The organism is Williamsia muralis, from assembly GCF_051487485.1.
Classification (GTDB): Bacteria; Actinomycetota; Actinomycetes; order Mycobacteriales; family Mycobacteriaceae; genus Williamsia; species Williamsia muralis_B.
Genome location: NZ_JAHVCV010000006.1, coordinates 167,683 through 192,053, shown reverse-complemented (window position 1 = coordinate 192,053; position 24,371 = coordinate 167,683). Strand labels below are relative to the sequence as shown.

General features: G+C 64.5%; 24 protein-coding genes. 17 read left to right on the top strand and 7 right to left on the bottom strand.

The annotated features are described in order from the left end of the window. The first annotated feature begins 27 nt into the window (after window positions 1–27). Window positions 28–1,455 carry a cytochrome P450 gene (locus tag KXR83_RS18080; RefSeq protein ID WP_437425988.1) on the top strand — a complete coding sequence of 476 codons (1,428 nt, stop codon included), beginning with the start codon at window positions 28–30 and terminating at the stop codon, window positions 1,453–1,455. 164 nt (window positions 1,456–1,619) lie between these two features. Then, the gene (locus KXR83_RS18075) at window positions 1,620–2,540 is read left to right on the top strand and encodes a type IV toxin-antitoxin system AbiEi family antitoxin (RefSeq protein ID WP_437425987.1); all 921 of its coding nucleotides are present in this window, start codon (window positions 1,620–1,622) and stop codon (window positions 2,538–2,540) included. Window positions 2,541–2,645: 105 nt separating this feature from the next. Here KXR83_RS18075 and KXR83_RS18070 read toward each other — a convergent pair whose 3' ends face one another. Then, window positions 2,646–3,683 (bottom strand): LLM class F420-dependent oxidoreductase, encoded by a 1,038-nt coding sequence (locus tag KXR83_RS18070; RefSeq protein ID WP_437426117.1) that lies wholly within the window; start codon window positions 3,681–3,683, stop codon window positions 2,646–2,648. Between the two features lie 64 nt (window positions 3,684–3,747). Here KXR83_RS18070 and KXR83_RS18065 point away from each other — a divergent pair, with 64 nt between their 5' ends. The 5 genes from KXR83_RS18065 (at window position 3,748) to KXR83_RS18045 (ending at window position 8,360) form a co-directional block, all read left to right on the top strand. Further along, window positions 3,748–4,764 carry a Zn-ribbon domain-containing OB-fold protein gene (locus KXR83_RS18065; RefSeq protein ID WP_116917145.1) on the top strand — a complete coding sequence of 339 codons (1,017 nt, stop codon included), beginning with the start codon at window positions 3,748–3,750 and terminating at the stop codon, window positions 4,762–4,764. A gap of 17 nt (window positions 4,765–4,781) precedes the next feature. Further along, window positions 4,782–5,804, top strand: a complete 1,023-nt coding sequence (locus KXR83_RS18060) for a thiolase domain-containing protein (protein WP_437426116.1) — start codon at window positions 4,782–4,784, stop codon at window positions 5,802–5,804. Further along, a complete protein-coding gene (locus tag KXR83_RS18055; RefSeq protein WP_062797183.1) occupies window positions 5,804–6,979 on the top strand; it encodes a thiolase domain-containing protein in 1,176 nt (391 codons plus the stop codon). The genes KXR83_RS18060 and KXR83_RS18055 overlap by 1 nt, the downstream gene beginning before the upstream one ends. Window positions 6,980–7,014: 35 nt before the next feature. Next, window positions 7,015–7,458 carry a nuclear transport factor 2 family protein gene (locus KXR83_RS18050; protein ID WP_023961186.1) on the top strand — a complete coding sequence of 148 codons (444 nt, stop codon included), beginning with the start codon at window positions 7,015–7,017 and terminating at the stop codon, window positions 7,456–7,458. A gap of 71 nt (window positions 7,459–7,529) precedes the next feature. Then, window positions 7,530–8,360: a TylF/MycF/NovP-related O-methyltransferase gene (locus KXR83_RS18045; RefSeq protein ID WP_437425986.1), complete on the top strand. Its 831-nt coding sequence runs from the start codon at window positions 7,530–7,532 to the stop codon at window positions 8,358–8,360. Window positions 8,361–8,429: 69 nt separating this feature from the next. Here KXR83_RS18045 and KXR83_RS18040 read toward each other — a convergent pair whose 3' ends face one another. Then, window positions 8,430–9,701 carry a cytochrome P450 gene (locus KXR83_RS18040; protein WP_317712082.1) on the bottom strand — a complete coding sequence of 424 codons (1,272 nt, stop codon included), beginning with the start codon at window positions 9,699–9,701 and terminating at the stop codon, window positions 8,430–8,432. A gap of 153 nt (window positions 9,702–9,854) precedes the next feature. On the opposite strand from KXR83_RS18040, the gene KXR83_RS18035 reads away from it, so the two are divergent. From KXR83_RS18035 to KXR83_RS18015, 5 genes are all read left to right on the top strand, one after another. Beyond that, window positions 9,855–11,021 (top strand): steroid 3-ketoacyl-CoA thiolase, encoded by a 1,167-nt coding sequence (locus KXR83_RS18035; RefSeq protein ID WP_437425985.1) that lies wholly within the window; start codon window positions 9,855–9,857, stop codon window positions 11,019–11,021. 6 nt (window positions 11,022–11,027) lie between these two features. Then, window positions 11,028–11,507, top strand: a complete 480-nt coding sequence (locus tag KXR83_RS18030; protein ID WP_062797177.1) for a nitroreductase family deazaflavin-dependent oxidoreductase — start codon at window positions 11,028–11,030, stop codon at window positions 11,505–11,507. A 135-nt stretch (window positions 11,508–11,642) separates the two neighbouring features. After that, on the top strand, window positions 11,643–13,379 hold the full coding sequence (locus KXR83_RS18025) for an alkaline phosphatase D family protein (protein WP_437425984.1): 1,737 nt from the start codon (window positions 11,643–11,645) through the stop codon (window positions 13,377–13,379). A 25-nt stretch (window positions 13,380–13,404) separates the two neighbouring features. Then, on the top strand, window positions 13,405–14,484 hold the full coding sequence (locus KXR83_RS18020) for a metallophosphoesterase (RefSeq protein WP_437425983.1): 1,080 nt from the start codon (window positions 13,405–13,407) through the stop codon (window positions 14,482–14,484). 32 nt (window positions 14,485–14,516) lie between these two features. Beyond that, the gene (locus KXR83_RS18015) at window positions 14,517–15,170 is read left to right on the top strand and encodes a GNAT family N-acetyltransferase (RefSeq protein ID WP_437425982.1); all 654 of its coding nucleotides are present in this window, start codon (window positions 14,517–14,519) and stop codon (window positions 15,168–15,170) included. A gap of 71 nt (window positions 15,171–15,241) precedes the next feature. On the opposite strand, the gene KXR83_RS18010 is transcribed toward KXR83_RS18015, so the two are convergent. Genes KXR83_RS18010 through KXR83_RS18000 form a run of 3 tightly spaced genes read right to left on the bottom strand, consistent with a single transcriptional unit; the run spans window position 15,242 to window position 17,365 of the window. Then, window positions 15,242–15,601, bottom strand: a complete 360-nt coding sequence (locus KXR83_RS18010) for a nuclear transport factor 2 family protein (protein ID WP_437425981.1) — start codon at window positions 15,599–15,601, stop codon at window positions 15,242–15,244. 16 nt (window positions 15,602–15,617) lie between these two features. Further along, on the bottom strand, window positions 15,618–16,538 hold the full coding sequence (locus KXR83_RS18005) for an SDR family oxidoreductase (RefSeq protein ID WP_437425980.1): 921 nt from the start codon (window positions 16,536–16,538) through the stop codon (window positions 15,618–15,620). 41 nt (window positions 16,539–16,579) lie between these two features. Then, on the bottom strand, window positions 16,580–17,365 hold the full coding sequence (locus KXR83_RS18000; protein WP_437425979.1) for an SDR family oxidoreductase: 786 nt from the start codon (window positions 17,363–17,365) through the stop codon (window positions 16,580–16,582). 91 nt (window positions 17,366–17,456) lie between these two features. Here KXR83_RS18000 and echA20 point away from each other — a divergent pair, with 91 nt between their 5' ends. The 4 genes from echA20 to KXR83_RS17980 are packed head-to-tail and all read left to right on the top strand — an operon-like array spanning window position 17,457 to window position 21,002. After that, window positions 17,457–18,230, top strand: a complete 774-nt coding sequence (gene echA20 / locus KXR83_RS17995; RefSeq protein ID WP_437425978.1) for a (7aS)-7a-methyl-1,5-dioxo-2,3,5,6,7,7a-hexahydro-1H-indene-carboxyl-CoA hydrolase — start codon at window positions 17,457–17,459, stop codon at window positions 18,228–18,230. 5 nt (window positions 18,231–18,235) lie between these two features. Beyond that, a complete protein-coding gene (locus tag KXR83_RS17990) occupies window positions 18,236–19,126 on the top strand; it encodes a CoA transferase subunit A (RefSeq protein WP_247210207.1) in 891 nt (296 codons plus the stop codon). Next, entirely contained in the window at window positions 19,123–19,911 is a 789-nt protein-coding gene (locus tag KXR83_RS17985) for a CoA-transferase (protein WP_437425977.1), read from the top strand. Before KXR83_RS17990 ends, KXR83_RS17985 begins: the two co-directional genes overlap by 4 nt. Further along, window positions 19,908–21,002 carry an NAD(P)H-dependent flavin oxidoreductase gene (locus KXR83_RS17980; RefSeq protein ID WP_437425976.1) on the top strand — a complete coding sequence of 365 codons (1,095 nt, stop codon included), beginning with the start codon at window positions 19,908–19,910 and terminating at the stop codon, window positions 21,000–21,002. The genes KXR83_RS17985 and KXR83_RS17980 overlap by 4 nt, the downstream gene beginning before the upstream one ends. Before the next feature lie 141 nt (window positions 21,003–21,143). On the opposite strand, the gene KXR83_RS17975 is transcribed toward KXR83_RS17980, so the two are convergent. Continuing rightward, window positions 21,144–21,812, bottom strand: a complete 669-nt coding sequence (locus KXR83_RS17975) for a hypothetical protein (RefSeq protein ID WP_437425975.1) — start codon at window positions 21,810–21,812, stop codon at window positions 21,144–21,146. A 248-nt stretch (window positions 21,813–22,060) separates the two neighbouring features. On the opposite strand from KXR83_RS17975, the gene KXR83_RS17970 reads away from it, so the two are divergent. Beyond that, window positions 22,061–23,416, top strand: a complete 1,356-nt coding sequence (locus KXR83_RS17970; RefSeq protein WP_437425974.1) for a DUF222 domain-containing protein — start codon at window positions 22,061–22,063, stop codon at window positions 23,414–23,416. Here KXR83_RS17970 and KXR83_RS17965 read toward each other — a convergent pair. After that, window positions 23,388–24,368 (bottom strand): DUF389 domain-containing protein, encoded by a 981-nt coding sequence (locus KXR83_RS17965; protein ID WP_437425973.1) that lies wholly within the window; start codon window positions 24,366–24,368, stop codon window positions 23,388–23,390. The two genes, KXR83_RS17970 and KXR83_RS17965, sit on opposite strands and share 29 nt — an antisense overlap. Between the last annotated feature and the right edge of the window lie 3 nt (window positions 24,369–24,371).

Sequence of the window (24,371 nt, the reverse complement as noted above, 5' to 3'; positions counted from 1 at the left end):
TGGATTTCGATTCAATAGGGGGCGGACATGGTGACCAGCACCGATCTCGGCACGCTGAGCGATTTGGTGGGGCCCAACACGTGGGCAGATCAATTCCCGCATCCCCCGGGCCGGCTGCCCGTGGTCGGCGATCTTCGTTCGGTCGACCCCGAAGGTCCCGTCGTGAGCATGCTCGACTGGCCCGCCGACGTGTGGCCGATCGCGCAGTTCCGGGTTTTCCGCCACCGCTTCGTCATGGTCGGGTCCGCCGAACTCACCAAAGAGCTGTGCGACGAGTCCCGGTTCGAGAAGGTACTCACGCCGGCGATCGCAGCCCTCCGAGATTTCGCCGGCGACGGGTTGTTCACGGCGGCAACCGATGAGCCCAGCTGGCGTCTGGCGCACGACCTCCTGATGCCCGCATTCAGCAAGACCGCCATGCAGAACTACCACCCGCTCATGGTGTCGGCCATCGACGAACTCTTCGACTTCTGGGAAGGTCGGGGCGACATCATCGACGTCGCCCCGGACATGACCCGTCTGACGCTCGAAACGATCAGCCGCGCCGCGTTCGGCAAAGACCTCGGCTCATTCGAACGCGAAACCCCTCACGACTTCGTGCTGGCGATGGTCGCCGGCCTCAAGACCGGCAGGCGCACGGGCGGGTTGTCGGGGCTGCCAGGATCCAAACCGATTGTCTCGCTTCTCCATCGGGCGAACGCTCGGCACAAGCGCTATGTCGACTCCATGCTCGACGATCTCATCGCCGAACGCCGCAACCGTGCCGACGACGGCGAGGTGGATCTTCTGGCGATCATGTTGCGTGCCAACCGCGATCGAGGCGAAACCGCACTCGACGACGAGAACATCCGCCACCAGATCGTCACGTTCTTGGTGGCGGGTCACGAGACCACCTCGGGAACACTCTCTTTCGCGCTTCACTATCTCGCCCGGAATCGCGAGCTCCTCGAGCGCGCACAGGCCGAGGTCGACGAGATCCTCGGTGACACTGAAGCCGTTCCCGAGTTCCAGCAGGTCGCCAAGTTCCGTTTCGTCCGGCGGGTCATCGACGAAGCCCTGCGATTGTGGCCGACGGCGCCTGGGTTCACCCGCGGGCCGATCGAGCCGACGGTTGTCGGCGGCCGATACGAGATGTCGCCTGGGGACTGGGCCGTGGTCCACCTGCCCAAGGTGCACCGCGACCCCGAGGTCTGGACCGACCCACTGGCTTTCGACCCCGACAGGTTCGCGGCCTCCGAGGTCAAGAAGCGTCCCGCCCACTCCTACAAGCCGTTCGGCACCGGCGAACGTGCCTGCATCGGAAGGCAATTCGCCCTCCACGAGTCGGTTCTGATGCTCGCGCGATTCATCGCACGCTACGACTTCGAACCCGCCGACCCCGACTACGAGTTGTCCATCACCGAACGCCTCACCCTCATGCCCGACGGTCTGCGCCTGCGTATCCGTCGTCGCTGACGCCCCATTTCATCCTCGCGCACCGTCTCAATCCTCGCGCACCGGTTCAAACCAGTGCGCGGTACACAAGACCGCGCGACAGCAATCTCCACAGCCATCGGGTTATCCACAGATGGTGGCATCGAGGAGCACCCCGGTCCACTACGGCACGTCACGCTGATGTCATGGACACAACTCGATGGCATGGGGCGGTCACCCGCGGTGAGCTGATGGGGCTCGGGTACACGCCGAGCGAGATACGAAGTGCCTTACGAGCAGGCGTCGTCTATGCGCTCGCGCCAGGGATCTTCGCGCTTCCGACGCTGCGGGCACTGCCGCGCGAAGACCAACACCGTGAATTTTCGTGCGCCATGGCCCGCCGACTCGATCACCGGTATGTCCTCGGTGCGCACTCGGCCGCCGTGCTGCACGGGCTCCCGCTATGGGACGTGGACACGAGTATTGTCCATCTATCGTTGCCTACGGGTGATTCGCATTCAGGCTCGCGCACGTCCAAACACGTTCGTGTGCAACGGGATGCGCGCCCGCCTGCGGTGATGCACGTCAACGGAATACCGGTGGCGACGCCCGCACGCGCTGTTGTCGATCTCGCCCGCCGGGCGTCGTTTGCCTCTGCTGTCGTCACCGGGGACGCGGCGCTGCATCGCGGTTTGTGCACGAAGGCTGACCTTGAGGCCGAGCTTGATCTCATCGTCGGATCTCCTGGGTACCCGCAAGCCCGCCGGGCGGTGGCGATGATGGACGGTCTCGCCGAATCCCCACTGGAGAGTCGTAGCCGTGTCGACATCTTCGACGGCGGACTGCCGAATCCGGCACTGCAGCTGGAGATCGTCGACGCCAGGGGCGGCTTTGTCGCGCGCGTCGACTTCGCCTGGCCCGAGCAGCGAGTTGTCGGCGAGGCCGACGGGCTGATCAAGTACAACCGCGACGACCTCAAGGCGGTACTACGGCGCGAGAAGTACCGAACCGACAGGATCACCGAGCAAGGCTGGCGGGTGGTCAGGTGGTCGTCAGCCGATCTGGCGACACCCGGCCTTGTGGTGGGACGGCTTCGAGCGGCACTCAGCCGACCGCGCGCAGCGTAGTCATGGCCGGCGCACCGCCGTGAGCCTCGCGCACCGGAATGAACCAGTGCGCGAGACTCGAACCGGTGCGCCACCCCGGCGCGGCGAAATTTAGAACATGTTCACTCAGACAAGCGTGCCCAATCGGGTGATCTGGTCAACGTCGCGGGTGGTGACCATCAGCATGCTGACGCCGGCTTGTTCCCACCGTTTGATCTGCGAGCGCACCTCGTCTTCATCGCCGACGATCAGCGTCTCGAGGACCATCTCGTCGGGAACCGCGGCGATGGCCTCTTCCTTGGCTCCGGACAGGAACTTCTCCCCGATCTCCCGGACCACGTCTTCGTAGCCCATTCGCCTGTAGACCTCGGCGTGGAAGTTCTGTTCTTTGGCGCCCATACCGCCGACGTACAGCGCCGTCGATGGCCGATAGGCGTCGATCACCGCGGCCGGGTTGTCGGTGATCTCGACCTGCACGGTGGCCGCGACCTCGAAGGTGTCGCGGGTGCGCCGCGCCCCCGCCCGTGCGAAGCCCTCGGCCAGCCACTGTTCGTACATGTCCGACAGCCGCGGGGTGTAGTAGATGGCCAGCCATCCGTCGGCTATTTCCGCCGACAACGCGACGTTCTTGGGCCCCTCGGCCCCGAGCCAGATCGGCAGGTCACTGCGCAAAGGATGGGTGATCGGCTTGAGCGATTTGCCGAGCCCTGTCGAGCCCGGCGCATCGGACGGGTACGGCAGCGGGTAGTGCGGCCCGGCGTTGGTGACGCGGTCTTCACGAGCGAGGACGTCACGAATCACCTGTACGTACTCGCGGGTGCGTGCGAGCGGCTTGGCGAACGGTTCGCCGTACCACCCCTCGACCACCTGCGGACCCGACACACCCAGTCCGAGGATGTGCCTGCCACCCGAGAGATGGTCGAGCGTCAGCGCGTGCATGGCGGCCGATGTCGGTGGCCGCGCCGACAGCTGCGCGATGCCGGTACCGAGCTTGATGGTGGACGTCTGCGACCCCCACCACGCCAGCGGTGTGTAGGCGTCCGAACCCCACGATTCGGCGGTGAACACCGCCTCGTATCCGGCGGCCTCCGCCGCTGCGATGAGAGCCGGCGCGTCCGGGATCGGCGCGGCCCCCCAGTACCCCAATTGCAGACCGAGCTTCATGGCCGCGACCTCCTGTTCGGTCAACTCCTTGCGAGAATAACTAGAACCTGTTCTACTCGATTCCGTGAGCGTGAACCAGATATCTGCCGGATTCGCAGCCCTAGTCGCCCCGATCGAAGATCCAAGCGATCCAGTTCTGTCCGCACCGTTGAGCAACTCCTTTGATTACACCCGGTCCCTCGGGCCGGTACTCGGGCGGTTCGCCCAGGGGTTGCTCGACGGCAAGGTCATCGGCGGTCGAGCCGCCGACGGAACCGTCTACGTGCCCCCGGTCGAGTTCGACCCCGGTACGTACAAACGGATCGAAGACTTCGTCGAGGTGTCGCCCACCGGAACCGTGAAGTCATGGACCTGGATGGCCGAACCATTTGAGGGACAACCTCTTTCCAAGCCATTCGGATGGGCTCTGATCCAGCTCGACGGGGCGGACACCAGCCTGCTCCACGCGGTCGCCGTCGATTCCCCCGACGAACTGAGCACCGGCATGCGGGTGCACGCCGTCTGGAACACCGAGCGCACCGGCCGCATCGACGACATCGCACACTTCGCCCCCGGCGACGAGGTGGCATCGGTACCGGACAACACCGCCGAGGTGCCGCATCCCGGCGTGATGATCACGACGCCGATCGCCCTGACCATGAACCACACCGCCTCGATCGAGGAGACCTGGTACCTGCAGGGACTCAAAGAAGGCAAGCTGTACGGCGGCCGCACCGGCCCCGACGCGCCGGTCTACTTCCCGCCACGCGGCGCCGACCCCACCGACGGCAACCCGACCGGTGAGGTCGTCGAGGTGTCGGACAAGGGCACCGTCACCACGTTCTGCATCGTCAACGTGCCGTTCCTCGGTCAGCAGATCAAGCCGCCGTACGTTGCCGCCTACGTTCTCCTCGACGGTTCGGACATCCCGTTCCTGCACCTGATCCTCGACATCGAGGCCAGTGAGGTGCACATGGGTCTTCGGGTGGAAGCCGTGTGGCGACCACGCGAGGAATGGGACTACACGTTGCGAAACATCAGCCACTTCCGGCCGACGGGCGAACCCGACGCCGACTACGACTCGTACAAGGACCACCTGTGAGCAGCACATACCGCGACATGCCGCCGATCGCAGTGATCGGATTCGCGCACAGTCCACACGTCGACGAGACATTCGGCACCACCAACGGCGTCGAGATGCTGGTGCCCTGTTTCCAGAAGCTCTACGCCGAGCTGGGCATCACCCGCACCGACATCGACTTCTGGTGCTCGGGGTCCTCGGATTACCTTGCCGGGCGCGCTTTCTCGTTCATCTCCGCGATCGACTCGATCGGGGCCGTTCCGCCGATCAACGAATCGCACGTCGAGATGGACGCCGCGTGGGCGCTGTACGAGGCGTGGGTGAAGATCGCCACCGGCGAGGTGGACGTGGCCCTGGCCTATGGATTCGGCAAGCCTTCGGCGTCGCACACCGACCAGGTGCTGGCGTTGCAGACCGATCCGCACACCGTCGCCCCGCTGTGGCCGGACGCCCGTTCGCTCGCAGCTCTGCAGGCCCGTGCGGGCCTCGACTCGGGAGCATGGACCGAAGCGGACATGGCCGCCGTGGCCGCGCGTGGCACCGACCGCTCGGTGGAAGACTTGCTGGCATCCGACTACGTCTCCGATCCCCTTCGGGCACATGATGCCTGCCGCTACACCGACGGCGCCGCGGCGATCATCCTCGCCAGCGAACACCGCGCCAAGCAGCTCGTGGCCCGTCCCGCATGGATTTCCGGCTGGGACCACCGGATCGACACACCGAACTTCGGTGCGCGGGATCTCACCAAGTCACCGTCGACCAAGCTCGCCGGCGATGCCGTCCTCGGCGACAACCGCAAGGTCGACGTCGCCGAGCTCCACGCGTCGTACACACACCAGGAACTGATTCTCAAGAATGAGCTGGGACTCGATGATTCGACGATCATCAACCCCTCGGGCGGCGCGCTGGCAGCCAACCCGCTGTTCTCTGCGGGCCTCGAACGCATCGGCTTCGCCGCGAGCGCGATTCTCGCCGGCAACGCCGACACCGCACTGGCCCACGCAAGCAGCGGACCGCTGCTGCAGCAGAACATGGTCGTCAAGATGGAAGGCAAGAACTGATGGGCCGGTATCGGGCTGCGGTGCAGGGCACCGGGCAGACCAAATACGTGGCCAAGCGCCACGACGTGTCGATGGCCGGCATGTGCCGCGAAGCGATCGACAAGGCCCTGGCCGATGCGCAGGTGACGATGGACGACATCGACGCCGTTGTCGTCGGTAAGGCCCCCGACCTCTTCGAGGGCACGATGATGCCCGAACTCGCCATGGCCCAGGCGCTCGGCGCCGAGGGCAAACGGCTGATCCGCGTGCACACCGCCGGATCGGTGGGCGGCTCGACGGCGAATGTCGCAGCCAGCCTGGTCACCTCGGGTGTTCACCGGCGGGTGCTCGCCATCGCGTGGGAGAAGCAATCCGAGTCGAATGCCATGTGGGCGTTGTCGATTCCGGTTCCGTTCACCATGCCTGTCGGCGCAGGCGCAGGTGGGTTCTTTGCCCCGCACGTACGCTCATACATCCGCCGCTCCGGTGCACCCGAGCACATCGGCGCGATCGTCGCCGCCAAGGACCGCCAGAACGGCGCGCTCAATCCGCTGGCCCACCTGCATCAGCCCGACCTCACCGTGGAGAAGGTGATGAGCTCGCAGATGCTGTGGGATCCCATCCGCTACGACGAGACGTGTCCGTCGTCGGACGGTGCCTGTGCCGTGGTGATCGGCGACGAGGAGACCTCCGACGCCAAGGCGGCCGACGGTATCCCGGTGGCGTGGATCCACGCGTCGGCGATGCGCACCGAACCGCTGTCCTACTCGCACCGCGACACCGTCAGTCCGCAGGCAGGCCGCGACGCCGCCGCCGCACTGTGGAAGGCCGGCGGCATCTCCAACCCGCTCGAGGAGATCGACGCCGCCGAAATCTACGTGCCCTTTTCCTGGTTCGAGCCGATGTGGCTGGAGAACCTCGGGTTCATGCCCGAGAACGAAGGCTGGAAGCTCACCGAGGCAGGCGAGACCGCGATCGGCGGCAAACTGCCGGTGAACCCGTCCGGCGGAGTGCTCTCGTCCAATCCGATCGGCGCCTCGGGCATGATCCGCTTCGCCGAGGCGGCCATCCAGGTGCAGGGCAAGGGCGGCGACCATCAGGTGGTGGGCGCGCGTAAGGCACTCGGCCACGCGTACGGCGGTGGCTCGCAGTACTTCTCGATGTGGCTCGTGGGCGCGGACAAGCCCACCCACTGACCCGACCGCCTGCTGGACCAACCTACGGAGATCTCGTGACCAAAGCAGAACCGGCGTACCTCAACATCGATCGGGAGAACAACCCGGCGGTTGTCGCCGGGCGACGCTCCCGCGAATACGTCGCCTCACGGGACAAGGACGCCTGGGTGAAGCTCTTTGCGCCCGACGGCATCGTGCAAGACCCGGTGGGTCCCTCGATGTTCGACGAAGAGGGCATCGGCTTCACCGGCCACGACCGGATCAGTCACTTCTGGGATCTGTCGATCGGCACCACCGAGAGCATCGAGTTCGTCTTCGACGAAGAGATCATCTGTGGCAACGAGGTCGCCTACATCGGCAAGATCGTCACCCACATCCACGGCCACATCTCCGAGGCACGCGGGGTGTTCACCTACCGAGCCAACCCGGACGGCTCGCTGGCCGCTCTGCGCGCGTTCTGGGAAGTGGAGAAGACGATCAATTCGGTGCGCAAGGCCTGAGGTCCCGCTTCGGGAAACGCCCGAAGGTCCAGGGGTGCGAACCGGCGCGTGATGGCTGGCACCATGGGCTCATGTTCGAACGTGTGCGGCGTGGTGCCAGGCAAAAACTCCAGCGTGCTGTGTCCGAGGTGGTCGACGACTCGAGCCGGGAGACCAATACACTCGTCGAACAGCTTCACAGGCAGACAATGGACGCGCTCTCGGAGACCCGAGAGGAAGTCGTTGCACTGCATCGCCGGGTGAATCATCTCGAACAGCAGGTCCGCCGCGACCTCACCCACGTGATGGACACAGATGCCGCTCGCCAATCAGGTGACTTCGTCCTCGCGCACATGCCCAAAGCTCCGCAGTTCTGGCATCCTCACGACACACTGCGGTACGCGCTCTCCCAGGTTCACATTCCTGGCATGGCACTGGAATTCGGGGTCGCGACCGGTACCACCCTGAACATCATTGCCGCAGAACTAGAAACAGAGCACCGCGTCTTTGGCTTCGATGTCTTCTCAGGACTGCCGGACACGTGGCGGAGTGGCTTTGATGCCGGCGAGTTCGCGCAGGACACGTTGCCGGACGTTCCCGGGGCCGAGTTGGTACCGGGATTGTTCGAGGACACGCTGCCCGGTTTTCTCACTGAACACAGCGAGCCGGTGTCGTTCCTACACCTCGACGCAGACCTGTATTCATCCACCGCAACGGTGCTCGGTCTCGTCGGACAGCGGCTCGTAGCAGGCACGATCATCGTGTTCGACGAGTTCTTCAACTACCCGGGCTGGCAGCAGCACGAGTATCGGGCATGGCACGAGTTCGTGAGTCGCACCGGCATCGAGTTCGAATACCTCGGCTACACAGCCAGTCACGAACAGGTCATCGCACGGGTGACCGCGCCGGGCGTTCGTCCGTGAATGTCGCTGTGCCAGAACACAAGAAGCCCCGGACGTGTCGTCCGGGGCTTCTCGTAGATGTCGTGCGACTCAGGCGTTGCCGTAGTTGACCGACAATTCCTTCACACCGTTGATCCAGCCGTGGCGCAGACGGCGCGGCTCGGCGAGCTTGGTGATGTCGGGCATGTGGTCGGCGATCGCGTTGAAGATCAGGTTGATCTCCATGCGGGCCAGGTTCGCGCCCACGCAGTAGTGCGCGCCGTGGCCACCGAATCCGACGTGCGGGTTCGGGTCACGAAGGATGTTGAACTCGAAGGGGTTCTCGAACACATCCTCGTCGTAGTTGGCCGAGCCGTAGAACATGCCGACGCGCTGACCCTTCTTGACGGTCACACCACCGAGTTCGACGTCGTGGCGGGCCGTGCGCTGGAACGCGTTGACCGGCGTGGCCCAACGGACGATCTCGTCTGCGGCGGTCGCGGGGCGATCGCGCTTGAAGATCTCCCACTGCTCCGGGTTGTCGAGGAACGCGTTCATGCCATGGCTGATGGCGTTACGGGTGGTCTCGTTACCCGCGACGGTCAGCAGGATGACGAAGTAGCCGAACTCGATCTCGTCGAGTGACTGGCCGTCGATGTCGGCGTTGACGAGTGCGGTGACGATGTCATCGGCCGGACACTTCTTGCGATCTTCGGCCATCGTGTACGCGTAGCCGAGGATCTCGGCCGAAGAGAGCTGAGCCGGGGTGAGCCCTGACTCAGGGTCCACCTCGTTGAACTCCGGGTCGTCGGCGTTCATCATGTTGTTCGACCAGTGGAAGAGCTTCTCGCGGTCGTCCTCGGGGACGCCGAGCAGATCTGCGATCGCCATCAGCGGCAGGTTGACCGCGACGTCGTCGACGAAATCGCCGGTTCCCTTGGCTGCGGCGTCCTTGACGATCTTCTGCGACGCATCCTCGAGCTTCTCCTCGAGCGCGTGCACCGCCTTCGGGGTGAACATCTTCGCCACCAGCTTGCGCAGGCGGGTGTGCTCGGGCGGATCGTGGTTGATCAGCAGCGCCTTGGTGACGTCGAGCTGCTCCTGCGTCATCGAATCCTCGAAACGCATGATCACGCCGTTCTCGGCGGTAGACCAGTTCTCGTTGTTCTTCGAGATCGCGCGCACATCTTCGTGCTTGCTGACGACCCAGTACCCACCGTCGTGGAAACCGCCGCCCTTTCCTTCTTCCTGGGCGTTCCACCACACCGGCGCTGTCTTACGCAGCTCAGCGAATTCCTTGACCGGGATGCCTTGTTCCAACAGGTCTGGGCTGGTGAAGTCGAACCCTTCCGCGAAAGGGCAAACCTTCTCGGCCTGCGTCATTGCAACCACCTAAATGCTAGACATGAACGTGTTCTAGTCGATGGTAGAGCAAGATGCGTCACAGTGGCTACTACCTGGTGAAATAGGACTTGTGTCCAGTTGGCAACTTGTTCTAGTTTTGGAATCAGACATCTGCATTCGAAGGGATTTGACATGGGAAAACCGGTGATTGTCGAGGCTACTCGCAGCCCGATCGGGAAGAGGGCCGGTTGGCTGTCCGGATTGCATCCGGCCGAACTCCTGGGCCTCACCCAACGGGCCGTCATCGAACGGGCCGGAATTGACCCGTCGGAGATCGAGCAGGTCATCGGCGGATGTGTGATGCAGGTGGGCGCGCAGTCCAACAACGTCACGCGCACGGCCTGGCTGCATGCCGGGCTGCCGTGGCAGGTGGGCGCAACCACCATCGACTGCCAGTGCGGATCGGCTCAGCAGGCCAATCACCTGATCGCCGGCCTCATCGCCACCGACACCATCGACGCCGGCATCGCGTGTGGTGTCGAATCGATGACCACGGTGCCGCTGGGCGCGAACGTCATGCTCGAAGGCGCAGGCGAACGACGCCCGGAGTCCTGGGACATCGACATGCCCAACCAGTTCGAGGCGGCCGAACGCATCGCCACCCGGCGGGGCATCACCCGCGCCGACGTCGACGCCCTCGGTGAGCGGAGCCAGCGTCTTGCCAAGCAGGCCTGGGACGAGGGCCGGTTCGACCGCGAGGTGTTCGGCGTCAAAGCTCCCGAACGGACCAAGGAGGGCGAGTTCACCGGCAACATCCTGGACGTGAACCGCGATCAGGGCATGCGCGACACCACGCTCGAGTCGCTCGGCAAGCTCCGCCCGGTCATCGAAGGCGGAATCCACACGGCAGGCACGTCATCGCAGGTCTCCGACGGCGCCGCCGCGGTCCTGATCATGGACGAGGACAAGGCGAAGGCGCTCGGCCTCAAGCCACGCGCGCGTTTTGTCGCCCAGGCCCTGGTAGGTGCCGAGCCGTATTACCACCTCGACGGGCCCGTGCAGTCCACCGAAAAGGTGCTGGCGAAAGCCGGGATGAGCATCAACGACATCGACCGCTTCGAGGTCAACGAGGCGTTTGCATCCGTCCTGCTCTCGTGGGCTGCGGTCCACGGACCCGACATGGACAAGGTCAACGTCAACGGCGGCGCGATCGCGCTGGGCCATCCCGTCGGATCCACCGGGTCGCGACTGATCACCACTGCACTGCACGAGCTGGAGCGGTCCGACACCTCGACGGCTCTGATTACGATGTGCGCGGGTGGGGCGCTCTCCACCGGAACCATCATCGAGCGGATCTGAGGTCGCGTGCCACAACAAGAAGCTCCAAAAGCGCTCAACAGCAAGGCCGTCAGCACCATCGTCAAACTCGGGTCACGGGCGAACACCAAGATCTACAAGCTGACCGGTGGACGTATCGGGTCCAAGTGGCGGGTGGGCGCCGGGTTCAAGGAACCTGCGCCGGTCATCCTGCTGACCGCGATGGGCCGCAAATCGGGCAAACCGCGCACGGTGCCGCTCCTCTATCTGCGTGACGGCGCCAATGTGGTGGTCGTTGCCTCGCAGGGTGGGATGGCGTCGAACCCGGCCTGGTACCACAACGTCAAGGCCAATCCCGATGTGAGCGTTCAGGAGGGACGCAAGACGGTCGCCATGCGTGCGCGTGAGGCCGACGACCAGGAACGGGCGCGCCTCTGGCCCAAGCTCGTCGAGGTGTACGCCGACTTCGACAACTACGCGGCCTGGACCGAACGCAAGATTCCCGTGATCATCTGCGAACCACGGTGATCATCCGCGAACAACAATGAGCCCGGTGTCGCGCAGCGGCGCGGCACAACGGACAAGAATTCATCCCCGGGGCGCCTGAAATTCTCGAAGAAGCGCGATGGTGGGTGGAACTGGTGTGTCAGGATTCGAGGCGACATGTCTGCGATTCCAGAGTCTTCACGCGCCAGTGCCCCCGCCTCATCGGCTGATCACCTGACCTCAGGTCCACCCGTCAGCGGCCCCTCCCGACGAACGTTCTTGGGCGGAGCCGCGATCGGCGCGGTCGGCGTCCTGAGCACGGTCTACGCCGGCAGTGCAGCCGCCGACGGAACGAAGGCCCCGAGCGGCAACGTCTTTCGTCACGGTGTGGCATCCGGCGATCCACTGCCCGACCGGGTTATCCTCTGGACCCGCGTCACCCCCACACCCGATGCCGTCCCCGGATCGGGCAAAGGGGCTTCCACCACCGTCCGCTGGGAAGTCTCCACCTCACCCGACTTCGGATCCGTGGTCTCGTCCGGCGTCACCACCACCGGCCCCGAGCAAGACCTCACCGTGAAGGTCGATGCCGGCGGTCTGTCTCCGAACACCAACTATCACTTCCGTTTCCACGTCACCGGCGGGCCGGCCGCCGGTTCGACGTCGCCGGTGGGTCAGACGAAGACCGCTCCCGCCACTGCCGCGGACGTGGCGAAGGTCCGCTTCGGTGTGGTGTCGTGCTCCAACTGGGAAGCCGGCTACTTCAGTGCCTACCGGCACCTCGCGGCTCAGCCGGGGCTCGACGCCATCGTGCACCTGGGCGACTACATCTACGAATACGGAACCGCAGAATTCGGTGGGGGCACCGGCGTCGTGCGCCCCCACGACCCTCTGCACGAGATCGTGTCGCTGGCCGACTACCGGACCCGGCACGGCCAGTACAAGTCCGATCCTGACCTGCAGGCCGCACATCTCAGCCTGCCGTGGATCTGCACCTGGGACGACCACGAGTCGGCCAACGACGCCTACGCCGGAGGCGCGGAGAACCACGACGCCAGTGAAGGCGACTGGCCCGCGCGCAAGGCAGCCTCCGAGCAGGCCTACTTCGAGTGGATGCCGGTGCGTCCGGAGGTCGACGCCGGTGGTCGCCACCTGTACCGGCGCCTGCGCTACGGCAATCTGCTCGAGATCTCGATGCTGGATCTGCGCACCTATCGCACCGAACAGCAGTCGATGCTGTCCAACAAGGTCGACAGCACCTCGGCAAGCATCACCGGTTCGGCACAGATGTCTTGGCTCACCAACGGCGTGGTGTCGTCCCCCACCCAGTGGAAGATCGTCGGCAACCCGGTCATGATCAGTCCTATCCTGATCCCCCCGCTGGAGCCGGCCACCACGGCAGCGCTGACCGACCTGCTCGGCGTGCCCAAGGGTGGCATCCCACTGAACTCCGACGCGTGGGACGGCTACACCGCCGACCGCGATCGTCTGCACAAAGCGTTGCGCGACAACAACGTCGAGAACACCGTGTTCATCACCGGCGACATCCACATGTCGTTTGCCTGCGACGTGCCCGTGGACGCCGCGAACTACCCCGGGGCCGGTACGGTCGGCACCGAACTCGTGGTGACCTCGGTGACGTCGAACAACATCGACGACATCGTCGGCGCACCCGAGTACACGGTGGGAGCCGCCGCGGCCGTGGCGATGACCAACATCAACCGGCACATCCGCTGGGTCGACACCGACGCACACGGTTACGCGGTCCTGACGGTGACTCCGGCTGCCACACAGATGGATTGGTTTTTCGTGAACAACCGCGCCGACCCGCGGTCCGGGCAGCGCTACGGCCAGTCGTGGCGGGTGCCGAGCGGCACGCAGCGAGTGCAGCCCTCCGGTTCACCAGCCCAGTAGTACCGGCCCGACCTAGGATTCCCTGATGACCAACACCCCGTCCTCGCCGAACAACGGCATCCGTCGGCGTACATTCCTCGCCGGATCGGCCGCCGCCGCAGGCGCAGGCCTGGTCCTGTCCGGACCTGCGCGAGCCGGTGGCCTCCCGTCGGGTCGGCCCGGTTTTCCCCAGACCGGTTCGTCGGTGCGGGTGCTGATCACCGGCGATGCCGGGACCGGAGAAGCCCCGCAGTACGCGGTCACCAAAGCCGCTCGCGCGCTGCACGCGCAAAGTCCGTTCGGACTGGCAATCGGACTGGGCGACAACATCTACGAGTCGGGCCCGAACGGACCCGACGACCATCAGTTCGAGGAGAAGTTCGAGAAGCCGAACACCGGCCTCGACTTCCCGTGGGTGATGGCGCTGGGCAATCACGACACCACCGCGGTCTTCCCGGGTGACGGTGGCTGGCTGCTGCGCGGCGATGCCGAGGTCGCCTACCACTCACGGTCGAGCCGCTGGTACATGCCGCGACGCTACTACTCGGTGGCCGTTCCCGAGCAGGCGCCGGTTGTCGAGTTCTTTGTCCTCGACCTCAATCCGATCGCCGCGTACATCCCGCCGTTCTTGGCGCCCTACTGGGAACCGAACGGCACCTACATGACGGCGCAACGCAAGTGGCTCCGCGAGGCTGTCGCGGCATCGACGGCCACGTGGAAGATCGCGTGCACCCACCACCCGTACATCAACAACGGGCCACACGGCAGTGCCGGTGGATACGACGGGATCCCCATACCTCCCATCAACGGCGTGCTGGTCAAGGAGTTCTTCGAGCAGGAGATCGCCGGGCGGTTCCACTTCTTCATGTCCGGTCACGACCATTCGTTGCAGGTCTTCGACCCCACCATCGCCTCCAAGGGAACACGACAGTTGGTGTCGGGTGCGGCGGCCAAAACAGTCGAAGACCGCTCGTCGAAAGAGCATCCGGCACTGTACGAGAACTTCCGTGACCGCGGCTTCATGACGATGGACATCACTGCCTCGGGTGTGGATCTGCGGGTGTTCACGGTGGACCTGGCCACGGGAACTCCCACTCAGGTGTTCACGAAGTCGTACTCCGGCTGACCGCACCGGCCGATCCCTAATAGGATCGGGGCATGACTGATCCAGACCGTGCCGCCACCCGCCGTGACATCACCGCCGCCCTCGAGGCCGCCTTCGAACGCCGCCACGAAGTGCTTGATGCCATCGTGGAGGCGGAGGACCGGTCCGCTGCCGTCTCCGCCATCGCGAACCTCCTCTCCGTGCCTGCCATCGGCGCCGAAGCAGTGCTGGGGATGTCGTTCGACCGCCTCACCGTGTCGGCCCGGCGGGCCAACGCCGCCGAGCTCGAAGACCTAAACAGCCAGCTCACGTTCACGCAGACCGAACGGCCAGCGGCCACCGCAGAAACGTTGACGCTGCGGCCTTTTGATGACAGCGATGCTGACCTCTTCGCCGCACGCACCTCCGATGTCGGGGCCGCCGGCGACGGAAGCGGCACTCCCGCATCGGGCATCGACGACGAGATCGCCGCCGCGCACAGTCGCATGAAGGCCGAAGAGGCCGTGTGGCTCGTGGCCGTCGAAGGCGACGACAAGGTGGGCATCGTGTTCGGTGAGCTGTCGGGCGGCGAGGTGGATGTCCGGATCTGGATTGCACCCGAGCACCGCAAGCGCGGATTCGGCACGGCAGCCCTGCGTCGTTCACGCTCCGAGCTGGCCGCGTACTTCCCCGGCGTCCCCATGGTCGTCCGGGCTCCGAGCTCTTAGTCTTACCCGTCAGACCACAAAGACGCTCCCCCAAGTTCTGGGTGGAGCGTCTTTGTCATGTCGGGCACTGCTCAGCGGTGCGGGACGCCGAACTTGGCAACTATCTTCGTGATCTGTCCGGACTCGTCGAACTCGAAGCTCTCGATGACCTTGGAGCGCAGGCCGAGCGGTTTGGGCTGGACGTTCACGTAGAACGTGACGTGAACGGTCCGGCCCTCCACCCGAGCCTGGAACTCGGTGATCGCGTGAATGACCTTGTACTGCGGTCCCCGACTGAGGCTGCGGCGCAGATGATCACCGCTGCGCCCCGTCTTCACGCCCATCTCGATGCGAACGCAGTCGGGGTGGAACGGTACGGCCGACGGGTCGTGGCTTGCCAGCGCGTCCACATAGGCTTTCGCGCCGGCGATCAGGTCGGCGTCGGAGCTCATCGTTTCTGCCCCAGGATCATCGGGCACCGTAGACCGGCATCGGGGTCGGCGCCTCGGCCAGGATGTCGGAGACAACCGGTCCGAGTTCCGCCGGATCCCATCGAGCGCCCTTGTCCCGCTTGATGCTGCGCTGCCAGCCGTCGGTCACGGAGACTGTCCCACCCTCGACCTCGAACACCCGACCGCTGACACTGCCGGCCTCCTCGGAACCGAGCCATACCACCAGCGGAGACACGTTGGCCGGGTCCATCGTGTCGAAGGAGCCGTCCTCGGGCGGCGCCATCTGCGCGGCCATCGCGTCACCTGCGCTGGTGGTCATACGGGTGCGGGCCGACGGCGCGATGGCGTTCACCGTCACGCCGTATGCCTTCATCTCGGCGGCGGCCTGGATCGTCAGTTCGGCGATGGCGGCCTTTGCGGCTGCGTAATTCCCCTGTCCCACAGAGCCGTACAGACCGGCGCCCGACGACGTGTTGATCACACGTGCGGCCCGCGGATTGCCGGCTTTCGACTCGGCGCGCCAGTACGCGGCGGCATGACGCAACATCGCGAAGTGCCCTTTGAGGTGCACTCGGATGACGTTGTCCCAGTCTTCTTCGCTCATGGAGACCAGCATCTTGTCGCGCAGGAAACCGGCGTTGTTGACCAGGATGTCCAGCGCCCCGAAGGTTTCGATCGCCGTGTTCACCAGGTTTTGCGCACCGACCCAGTCGGCAACGTCGTCACCGTTGACAACCGCCTCGCCGCCCAACGATTTGATCTCTGCGACAACCTGTTCGGCTGGGCTCTCGCCGGTGGTCGAGCCGTCGAGCCCCGCACCGATGTCGTTGACCACAACCTTGGCGCCTTCGCGCGCATAGGCGAGCGCATGTTCGCGACCGATCCCCCGTCCGGCACCGGTCACGATGACCACTCGGCCGGCCACGATTCCACTCATTAATTCGCTCCTCGAAGTTTCTTGTTGTATCGGTGAATAAGTCAGGACGTCGGCGCGTGGACAGAGTTGTCCGCGGTCGCGGCGTCCAGGAAAGCCAGCCTTTCGCCGCCACCGTGCACGGCCACCGCCGACCCGGTGACGTACTCGGCCAGCGGGGAGATGAGGAATGCCACCGCGTTACCCACATCGACGGGTAATGCCATGCGCCCCATGGGGATTGTGCGTCCCACTGCGGCGATACCTTCCTCGTCTCCGTAATGCAGCTCTGCCAGTTCGGTCTGGACAGCGCCCACCACAACCGAGTTCACCCGTACCCGCGGTGCCCATTCCACGGCGAGCGAACCGGTCAGCGAATCGAGTCCGGCTTTGGCCGCACCGTATGCCGCGGTGCCCGGTGAGGGGCGGTGGCCGCTGAGACTCGAGACGTTGACGATCGACCCGCCGTGTTCCTGACCGAGCATGATCCGGTGGGCCGCCTGCGCGACAACAAGCGGCGCGAGCAGATTCAGCTCGACGATCTTGGAGTGGAAACGTGGGGATGCGTCGGCCGCGAGGGCGAACGGTGACCCGCCGGCGTTGTTGACCACGGCATCGAGTGCGCCGTGCCGGGAGACGATGTCGTCGAGCATCGCTGCCACCGCCTCGGCATCGCGGATGTCACAGCTCGCGAACTCGGTGTACGGGGTGGAATCGGGGTCGTCGGCAGGTCGCCTCGCGCACGCGATCACCGTGGCACCCAGCCCGGTGAGCACCGAACTGATGCCGGCGCCCACTCCCCGGACACCACCGGTGACCAGCACAACCTTCCCGGACAGCTCCAGGTCCATTCAGTCTCCCGCTTCGCTTGGTTAGTTGGGTGTTAAAGTACCAAGCAATTGCTTGGTTGGTCTACAGCTCGACGGTACGCGAGGAGCCTCAATGCCCATCACCACCACCACGGTCGAACCGGGGATAGTCACGGTCACGGTCGACTTTCCCCCGGTCAACGCCTTGCCGTCCGCCGCGTGGTTCGAACTCGGCGAGGCCATCACGGCCGCGGGCCGCGACCACAACACCCATGTGGTGATCCTGCGGGCCGAGGGTCGCGGCTTCAACGCCGGAGTCGACATCAAGGAGATGCAGGCCACCGAGGGATACGACGCCCTCATCGCCGCCAACCGGGGATGTGCGGTCGCCTTCGCCGCGGTCTACGACTGCGAGGTGCCGGTCATCGTCGCCGTCAACGGCTTCTGTGTCGGCGGCGGCATCGGCCTGGTCGGCAATGCCGACGTGATCGTCGCTTCGGACGACGCCGTTTTCGGACTTCCGGAGGTGGACCGCGGTGCGCTCGGCGCGGCAACCCATCTCGCGCGCCTCGTCCCGCAGCACACCATGCGAACCCTCTACTTCACGGCGCAGAACGTCACCGCGCAACAGCTCGAGCACTTCGGCTCGGTGCAGAGAGTGGTGCCGCGTGCCGAGCTCGACGAAGCCGCACTGGAGATCGCCCGCAAGATCGCTGCCAAGGACACCCGCGTGATCCGCGCGGCGAAGGAAGCGATCAACGGCATCGACCCGGTCGACGTGAAGACGAGTTACCGCCTGGAACAGGGATTCACGTTCGAGTTGAACCTCGCCGGTGTCGCCGACGAACACCGCGACGCCTTCGTGGAGACCGGGAAGCCCAAAAGCGCAACGAGTAAAGGGGCCTGAACACAGTGGCAACCGACAAGACCAGCAGTCTCGACGACATCGTCGGCGAGATCGAGAGCGGCATGACCATCGGGATCGGTGGCTGGGGTTCGCGCCGCAAGCCGATGGCACTCGTGCGAGCCCTGGCCCGATCGAACGTCAAGGACCTCACCGTGGTCACCTACGGCGGCCCCGACCTCGGGTTGCTCTGTGCAGCAGGCAAAGTGACCAAGGCGTACTACGGCTTCGTCTCGCTGGACTCGCCGCCGTTCTACGACCCCTGGTTCGCCCACGCCCGCACCACCGGGGCCATCACCGTGCGTGAGATGGATGAGGGCATGGTGAAGTGCGGACTCGAAGCCGCCGCATCGCGCCTTCCGTTCCTGCCCATCCGCGCCGGACTCGGGTCCGACGTGCTGAAGTTCTGGGAAGGTGAACTCGAAACCGTCACCTCGCCATACCCGGACGCCGACGGACGCAGCGAGACCCTCGTCGCGATGCCGGCGCTGAAACTGGATGCGGCGTTTGTGCATCTCGACATCGCCGACAAGCACGGCAATGCCGCCTACACCGGCGTCGACCCCTACTTCGACGACCTGTACTGCGGTGCCGCCAAGCGCCGCTACCTCGAGACCGACAAGCTGGTGAGCACCGAGGAGCTGGTGGCAGCCGTTCCCGTGCAACGACTTCTGCTCAACCGGCTGAATGTCGACCGGGTGGTGCACACCCCGAACGGTGCTCACTTCACCTTCGCCGGGGACTACAAACGCGACGAGGCGTTCCAGCGTTTCTACGCCGAGTCCGCCAAAGACCCTGCCAGTTGGCAAGAGTTCTCCGACCGCTTCCTCGCCGTCGACGAAGAGCAGTACCAAAAAGAGGTCGAGGCATGGAACGCCGAACGAAAGGCCGCACAGTGACATCACCCGCGAGTTCCACCGAATCGAACGTCACCCGGGCCGAAGTCTGTGTGATCGCCTGTGCCGAAATCTTTTCCGGCGCCGGCGAGACGATGGCCTCCCCGATGGCCACCACCCCGCTCATCGGCGCCCGCCTCGCCCGCCTGACGAGTGAGCCCGACCTGCTCATCACCGACGGCGAGGCGTTGATCTTCGCCGACACCCCCGCTGTGGGTGCCAGTGGCCCGATCGAGGGCTGGATGCCGTTCCGCAAGGTCTTCGACGTGGTCTCGTCGGGTCGCCGCCATGTTGTGATGGGCGCCAACCAGATCGACCGCTACGGCAATCAGAACCTGTCGGCGTTCGGTCCACTGCAGCAGCCCACCCGCCAGATGTTCGGTGTGCGCGGAGCGCCTGGCAACACCATCAACCACCCGACGAGTTACTGGGTTGCCAAGCATTCGGCCAGAGTGTTCGGCGGAGTTGTCGACGTGGTGTCGGGTGTCGGATACGACAAGATCGACCCGGCGAACCCGGCGTACCGGTTCCTCGACATCCATCGCGTGGTCACCAACCTCGGCGTCTTCGACTTCAACGGTCCCGACCACACGATGCGTGCGTTGAGCCTGCACCCCGGGGTGAGTGCCGATGAGGTAGCCGAGAACACCGGTTTCGAGGTCGCGGGTCTCTCCGAGGCCGGCATCACCCGCACCCCGTCCGACGAGGAACTGCGTCTGATCCGCGAAGTTCTCGACCCGAAGGGGCTGCGGGAGAAAGAAGTCAAGCCTGTGGAGGCCGCGAAGTGAGCAGTCCGACGCCCGCGCCAGGGCTTGCGACCCGGTTCACCGAACTGGTCGGGATCAAGTACCCGATCGTGCAGACCGGGATGGGCTGGGTGTCGGGGCCGTCGTTGACGTCGGCGACATCAAACGCCGGCGGATTGGGCATCCTGGCATCGGCGACGATGACGTACGAGGAACTCGAGACCGCTGTCGCGAAGACAAAGGCTTTGACCGACAAGCCTTTTGGCGTCAACATCCGCGCCGACGCCACCGACGCGCCCGAGCGGATCGACCTGCTGATCCGCGAGAAGGTGAAGGTTGCGTCGTTCGCGTTGGCACCCAAGCCTGATCTCATCGCCAAGCTCAAAGACAACGGTGTTGTGGTCATCCCGTCCATCGGTGCGGCCAAGCACGCTGTGAAGGTGGCGTCCTGGGGCGCCGACGCGGTCATCGTGCAAGGCGGCGAAGGTGGCGGACACACCGGACCCGTGGCCACCACACTGCTCCTGCCCAGCGTTCTCGATGCGCTTGGACCCGAGGGTATTCCGGTGGTCGCAGCCGGCGGCTTCTTTGATGGCCGAGGCCTGGTGGCTGCGTTGTCGTACGGTGCCGAAGGCGTGGCCATGGGAACCCGATTCCTACTCACCTCGGATTCCGCTGTGCCGGATGCGGTGAAGAAGGAGTACCTGGCCCGCGGGCTCAGCGACACGGTGGTGTCGAAGAAGGTCGACGGAATGCCGCACCGGGTTCTGCGGACAGAGTTGGTCGACAAGCTCGAATCGGGCAGCGCTCCCACCGCCCTGGCTGCCGCAGCCAAGAACGCCAACAAGTTCAAGCAGATGACCGGTATGAAGTGGTCGGTGATGCTCAAAGACGGGCGCACCATGCGCAAGTCGGGCGAACGCACCTGGCAGCAGATCATCATGGCCGGCAACACCCCGATGTTGTTGCGCGCCGGGCTCGTCGAGGGCAACACCGAAGCCGGTGTGCTGGCGTCGGGCCAGGTGGTCGGGATGATCGATGACCTCCCCAGCTGCGACGAGCTGGTTCAGTCGATCATGTTGTCGGCGTGGACGAATCTCGAACGACTGGGGAAGTTCAGTCCTGGAGTCTGAGTAAGGCACCTTTCATCCTGAAAACTGTCGGAGAGCGGGCCGCCGAGGGACATGTTCCCTCGGCGGCTTTGTATTTGGCGGTTTTCAGGGCGCGAGGGCAACTGGCTGCTTTGCACCTCGTGCGCGGATGCCGTTGTCGCGCTATGGCGTCGCCACCCATTGCATATCGACTCGCCTGTACCGGGTAACAACAGCCGCAGACCCCCACGCTACGGTGCGGAAAAATCCAGATTCAGGCACTCGGTAGGTTTTCGTGCGTCCGTTTACGATCAGATCGAACTCGATAGCCCAGCGAGACGAACGCTCCCGCGCACTGGCAGTTATTGTGAACAGGACTGGAGTCTCCGGAGTCGCCTGAAAGTACTCAACGCGAGCGTCGCTGGGAATACGATCGCCGTTCACCAAGTGGCAATCGCCGGCATCAAGATCCACGACGAGGTGGTTGCCTGCGAACGGCCCACCCGAAGGCGGCGGGACTATTGCGATTCCGGCGGACGGTTCACGGTTGTCTTTGACGATCAGTCGCCCAACACTAACAAGGGCGTTTGAGTTAACCACCTGAACAACAACGTCAACCTCGGTTTTGCCGAAATCAAGACCCTGGTTGGCTTCGATCCAACTGTGCGGCTTCGAGAACTCGTTTTGCTCCGCAGTGCGAGACAGCCGCGTCAGCTGATCCGGTGACGACAGCGGGAAGTAGTAGCTTCGGGGTGAGTGTGTGGACTTATCGCGGTCGACGACATGCTTCACGTACTGTCGGGGCCTGCTGGAGAAGACATTGAAGATGCCGAGCACTGAGCTGATGTCCATGTGTAAGACTAACCTCCACCATGAGTGATGCTCCATCGCCGTCACACAACTCGTACGACAGGTTCTGTCTAGTGTCTGAGAATCGGTGCCCGCAGGAGTGGTGGCTGTGCCGATCCACTACGGCTGAAACATGTTCCGCGACCGGCCTGATCGCGGATACTGCCGCCTAGGTGACCAAGATGCGCCTTGCATACAAACAAAAATGATGCCTTCCGAAACTTGTCAGACCTCGTCGCTAGAATGGTCGTATGTTGTTGGTCGAGGGGGGAACTCGAGTCACACAGTTGGCCGAGGGATTGAGAACTGTTCCGCGCGAGGAGAACCGGCGGTTCGCGCAGACGATCGCCGATGTCGTAGAGCTGGCGACACTGCGGGTGAATGAAGAACTGGCCGTGTCCGGCGACCTGGACAAAGCCGCACGCATCCCAGTCGTCGAAGTGTCGATGCTGCTTGATGTTTCACGCACCATGGCCGGCGTCTACATCGACAACGGCCTACAACTGCGCGACCGATTCCATCAGACACGTGCAGCGTTCGAAGCTGGCGACATCGGATTCACCCATGTACGCGAGATCGTCACAGCGCTCCAGGCGCTGAGCGATGAACTGGTGTCGCAACTCGAAGATGAAGCCATACTGATTGCGCAACAGGGACTCTCACGCTCCGTCCTGCGCAACGAACTCGACCGGATGGTCATCGCTGCCGACCCCAACGGGGCAGCAGAACGACGCAAAGCAATGGAACCACACCGCGACTACCGATCCTCCCGCGACCTCAACGGCCTCGCCCACATCTCCGCGACCATCACTGCAGCCGAAGCCGCCGAACTCGACGCCCGGATCACCGCAGTCGCCGGCGCCGTATGCACCCGCGACCGCCGCCAACCCAACCAGCAGCGCGCCGACGCATTTGTTGCCGTCATGCGCGGACACCAACACCTCGACTGCACCTGCGAACGCGACAACTGCCCAGAGAAACACCGCGAACCCCTACCCGCACCACCCAAGACGATAGTCAAAATCCACACCGACGCAGCCACATTGGCCGGGCTGACCGGTCACGTACCCACCATCGACGGATACGGCGTCATCGACCCCGAACTGGCACGCGAGCTCGCCGCCGACGCTACTTGGCAAGGCCTCTACAAAGAAGCAGACCAATTCGCCCGGGGCCGACATCGAAAGCCAGGCACAACAGCCCCACCCCCAGGACTTCTCCCACCCGACGGTCACGCCGGACTTCCCGAACCACCACCAGGCGCACTCACCTACCAACCATCACAAGCAATGCGCGAAGCGATCATCGCGCGCGACGGCACCTGCCGCACCCCAGGATGCACCACGCCCGCATCAGACTGCGAGATCGACCACATCATCCCGTTCAACCATGCCGACCCCCGATCAGGTGGCTGGACGATCGAAGAGAATCTCGCCCCCATCTGCCGCCCCGACCACAAACGCAAAACACTCGGCTATTGGATCGCCCGAATGCACTCAGACCGAACCATCACGTGGACAACCCAATACGGACAGACGTTCACAACTCAGCCGCACGGATTCGACACCGCAGGAACGGTCACAACTCCGGCGGACCAGGCCGCCTGAGCGACCGGGTCTTCAACACCCTCGCGCGGTACGCGGACAGCCTCTGCCAACTCGCTTGCTGCAGAGTCAGAGTCAGCCAACCCGCCACCGCCATACCGACAAGGTTGATCAGCAACTGCGCCAGACTGCCCAACACGGTGCCACCCAACCCGAACGCAATACCCAGAGCCATGTTGCCGGCCGCCGGGATGGTTGTGACCGAGATGAACACTCCGGACAGACCACCGACCCGCGCCGACGTCACCGACAACACACCAGCGGCACCCGCGAGCATCGCGACTATGAACGACCACTTGTCCGGTGAGTAGATGAACTCGGTGTCCGGCCGTGCCTCCACCACGTCGATCACCGTGATCCACCCCAGTGCGCGAGCGATCAACGCGAAAACGGTGGTGGCAACAATGGCGAGAACAAAGCCGCCGCTCAAAGTGGCCACCGCGCGCCGCAACAGCCCGAACCGACGGCGGACCAACGCAACTCCCAGGGCAGCAACCGCGCCGAACTCGGGTCCGAGCACCATCGCGCCGATCAGGAGGATCGTCGAGTTCAGCAGAATCGCAATCGCGCACAGCAGGGTCGCGAGAAACATGAACATCGAGAACGTCCAGTTGAACTCGGAATCCTCGTACGCCTGCTGGGTGACCTCGCTCCACACCACAGCGTCCGCACTCGCGCCAGGAGTGACGCGTTCCGCGTCGAAAGCCTTCTGCGACATCCACGTCGGCACCCGAGCGATCTGCACCGACCCGAAGCGGTGCACACCCAGATCCCGCAGTTCGTTGATGATCTCGTTCACACCCTCGCGGGCGACCTCGACCTCGAGAACATCGCCCGCCGGTTTGACCGACGAACCGGCGAACACGGCGACGTTGCTGACCGCCGAGTCGTGGATCAACATCTCCACGATCTGTTCGGTCAGCTCGGTCGGCGTGACCACCCGCATGTGCAACATCGA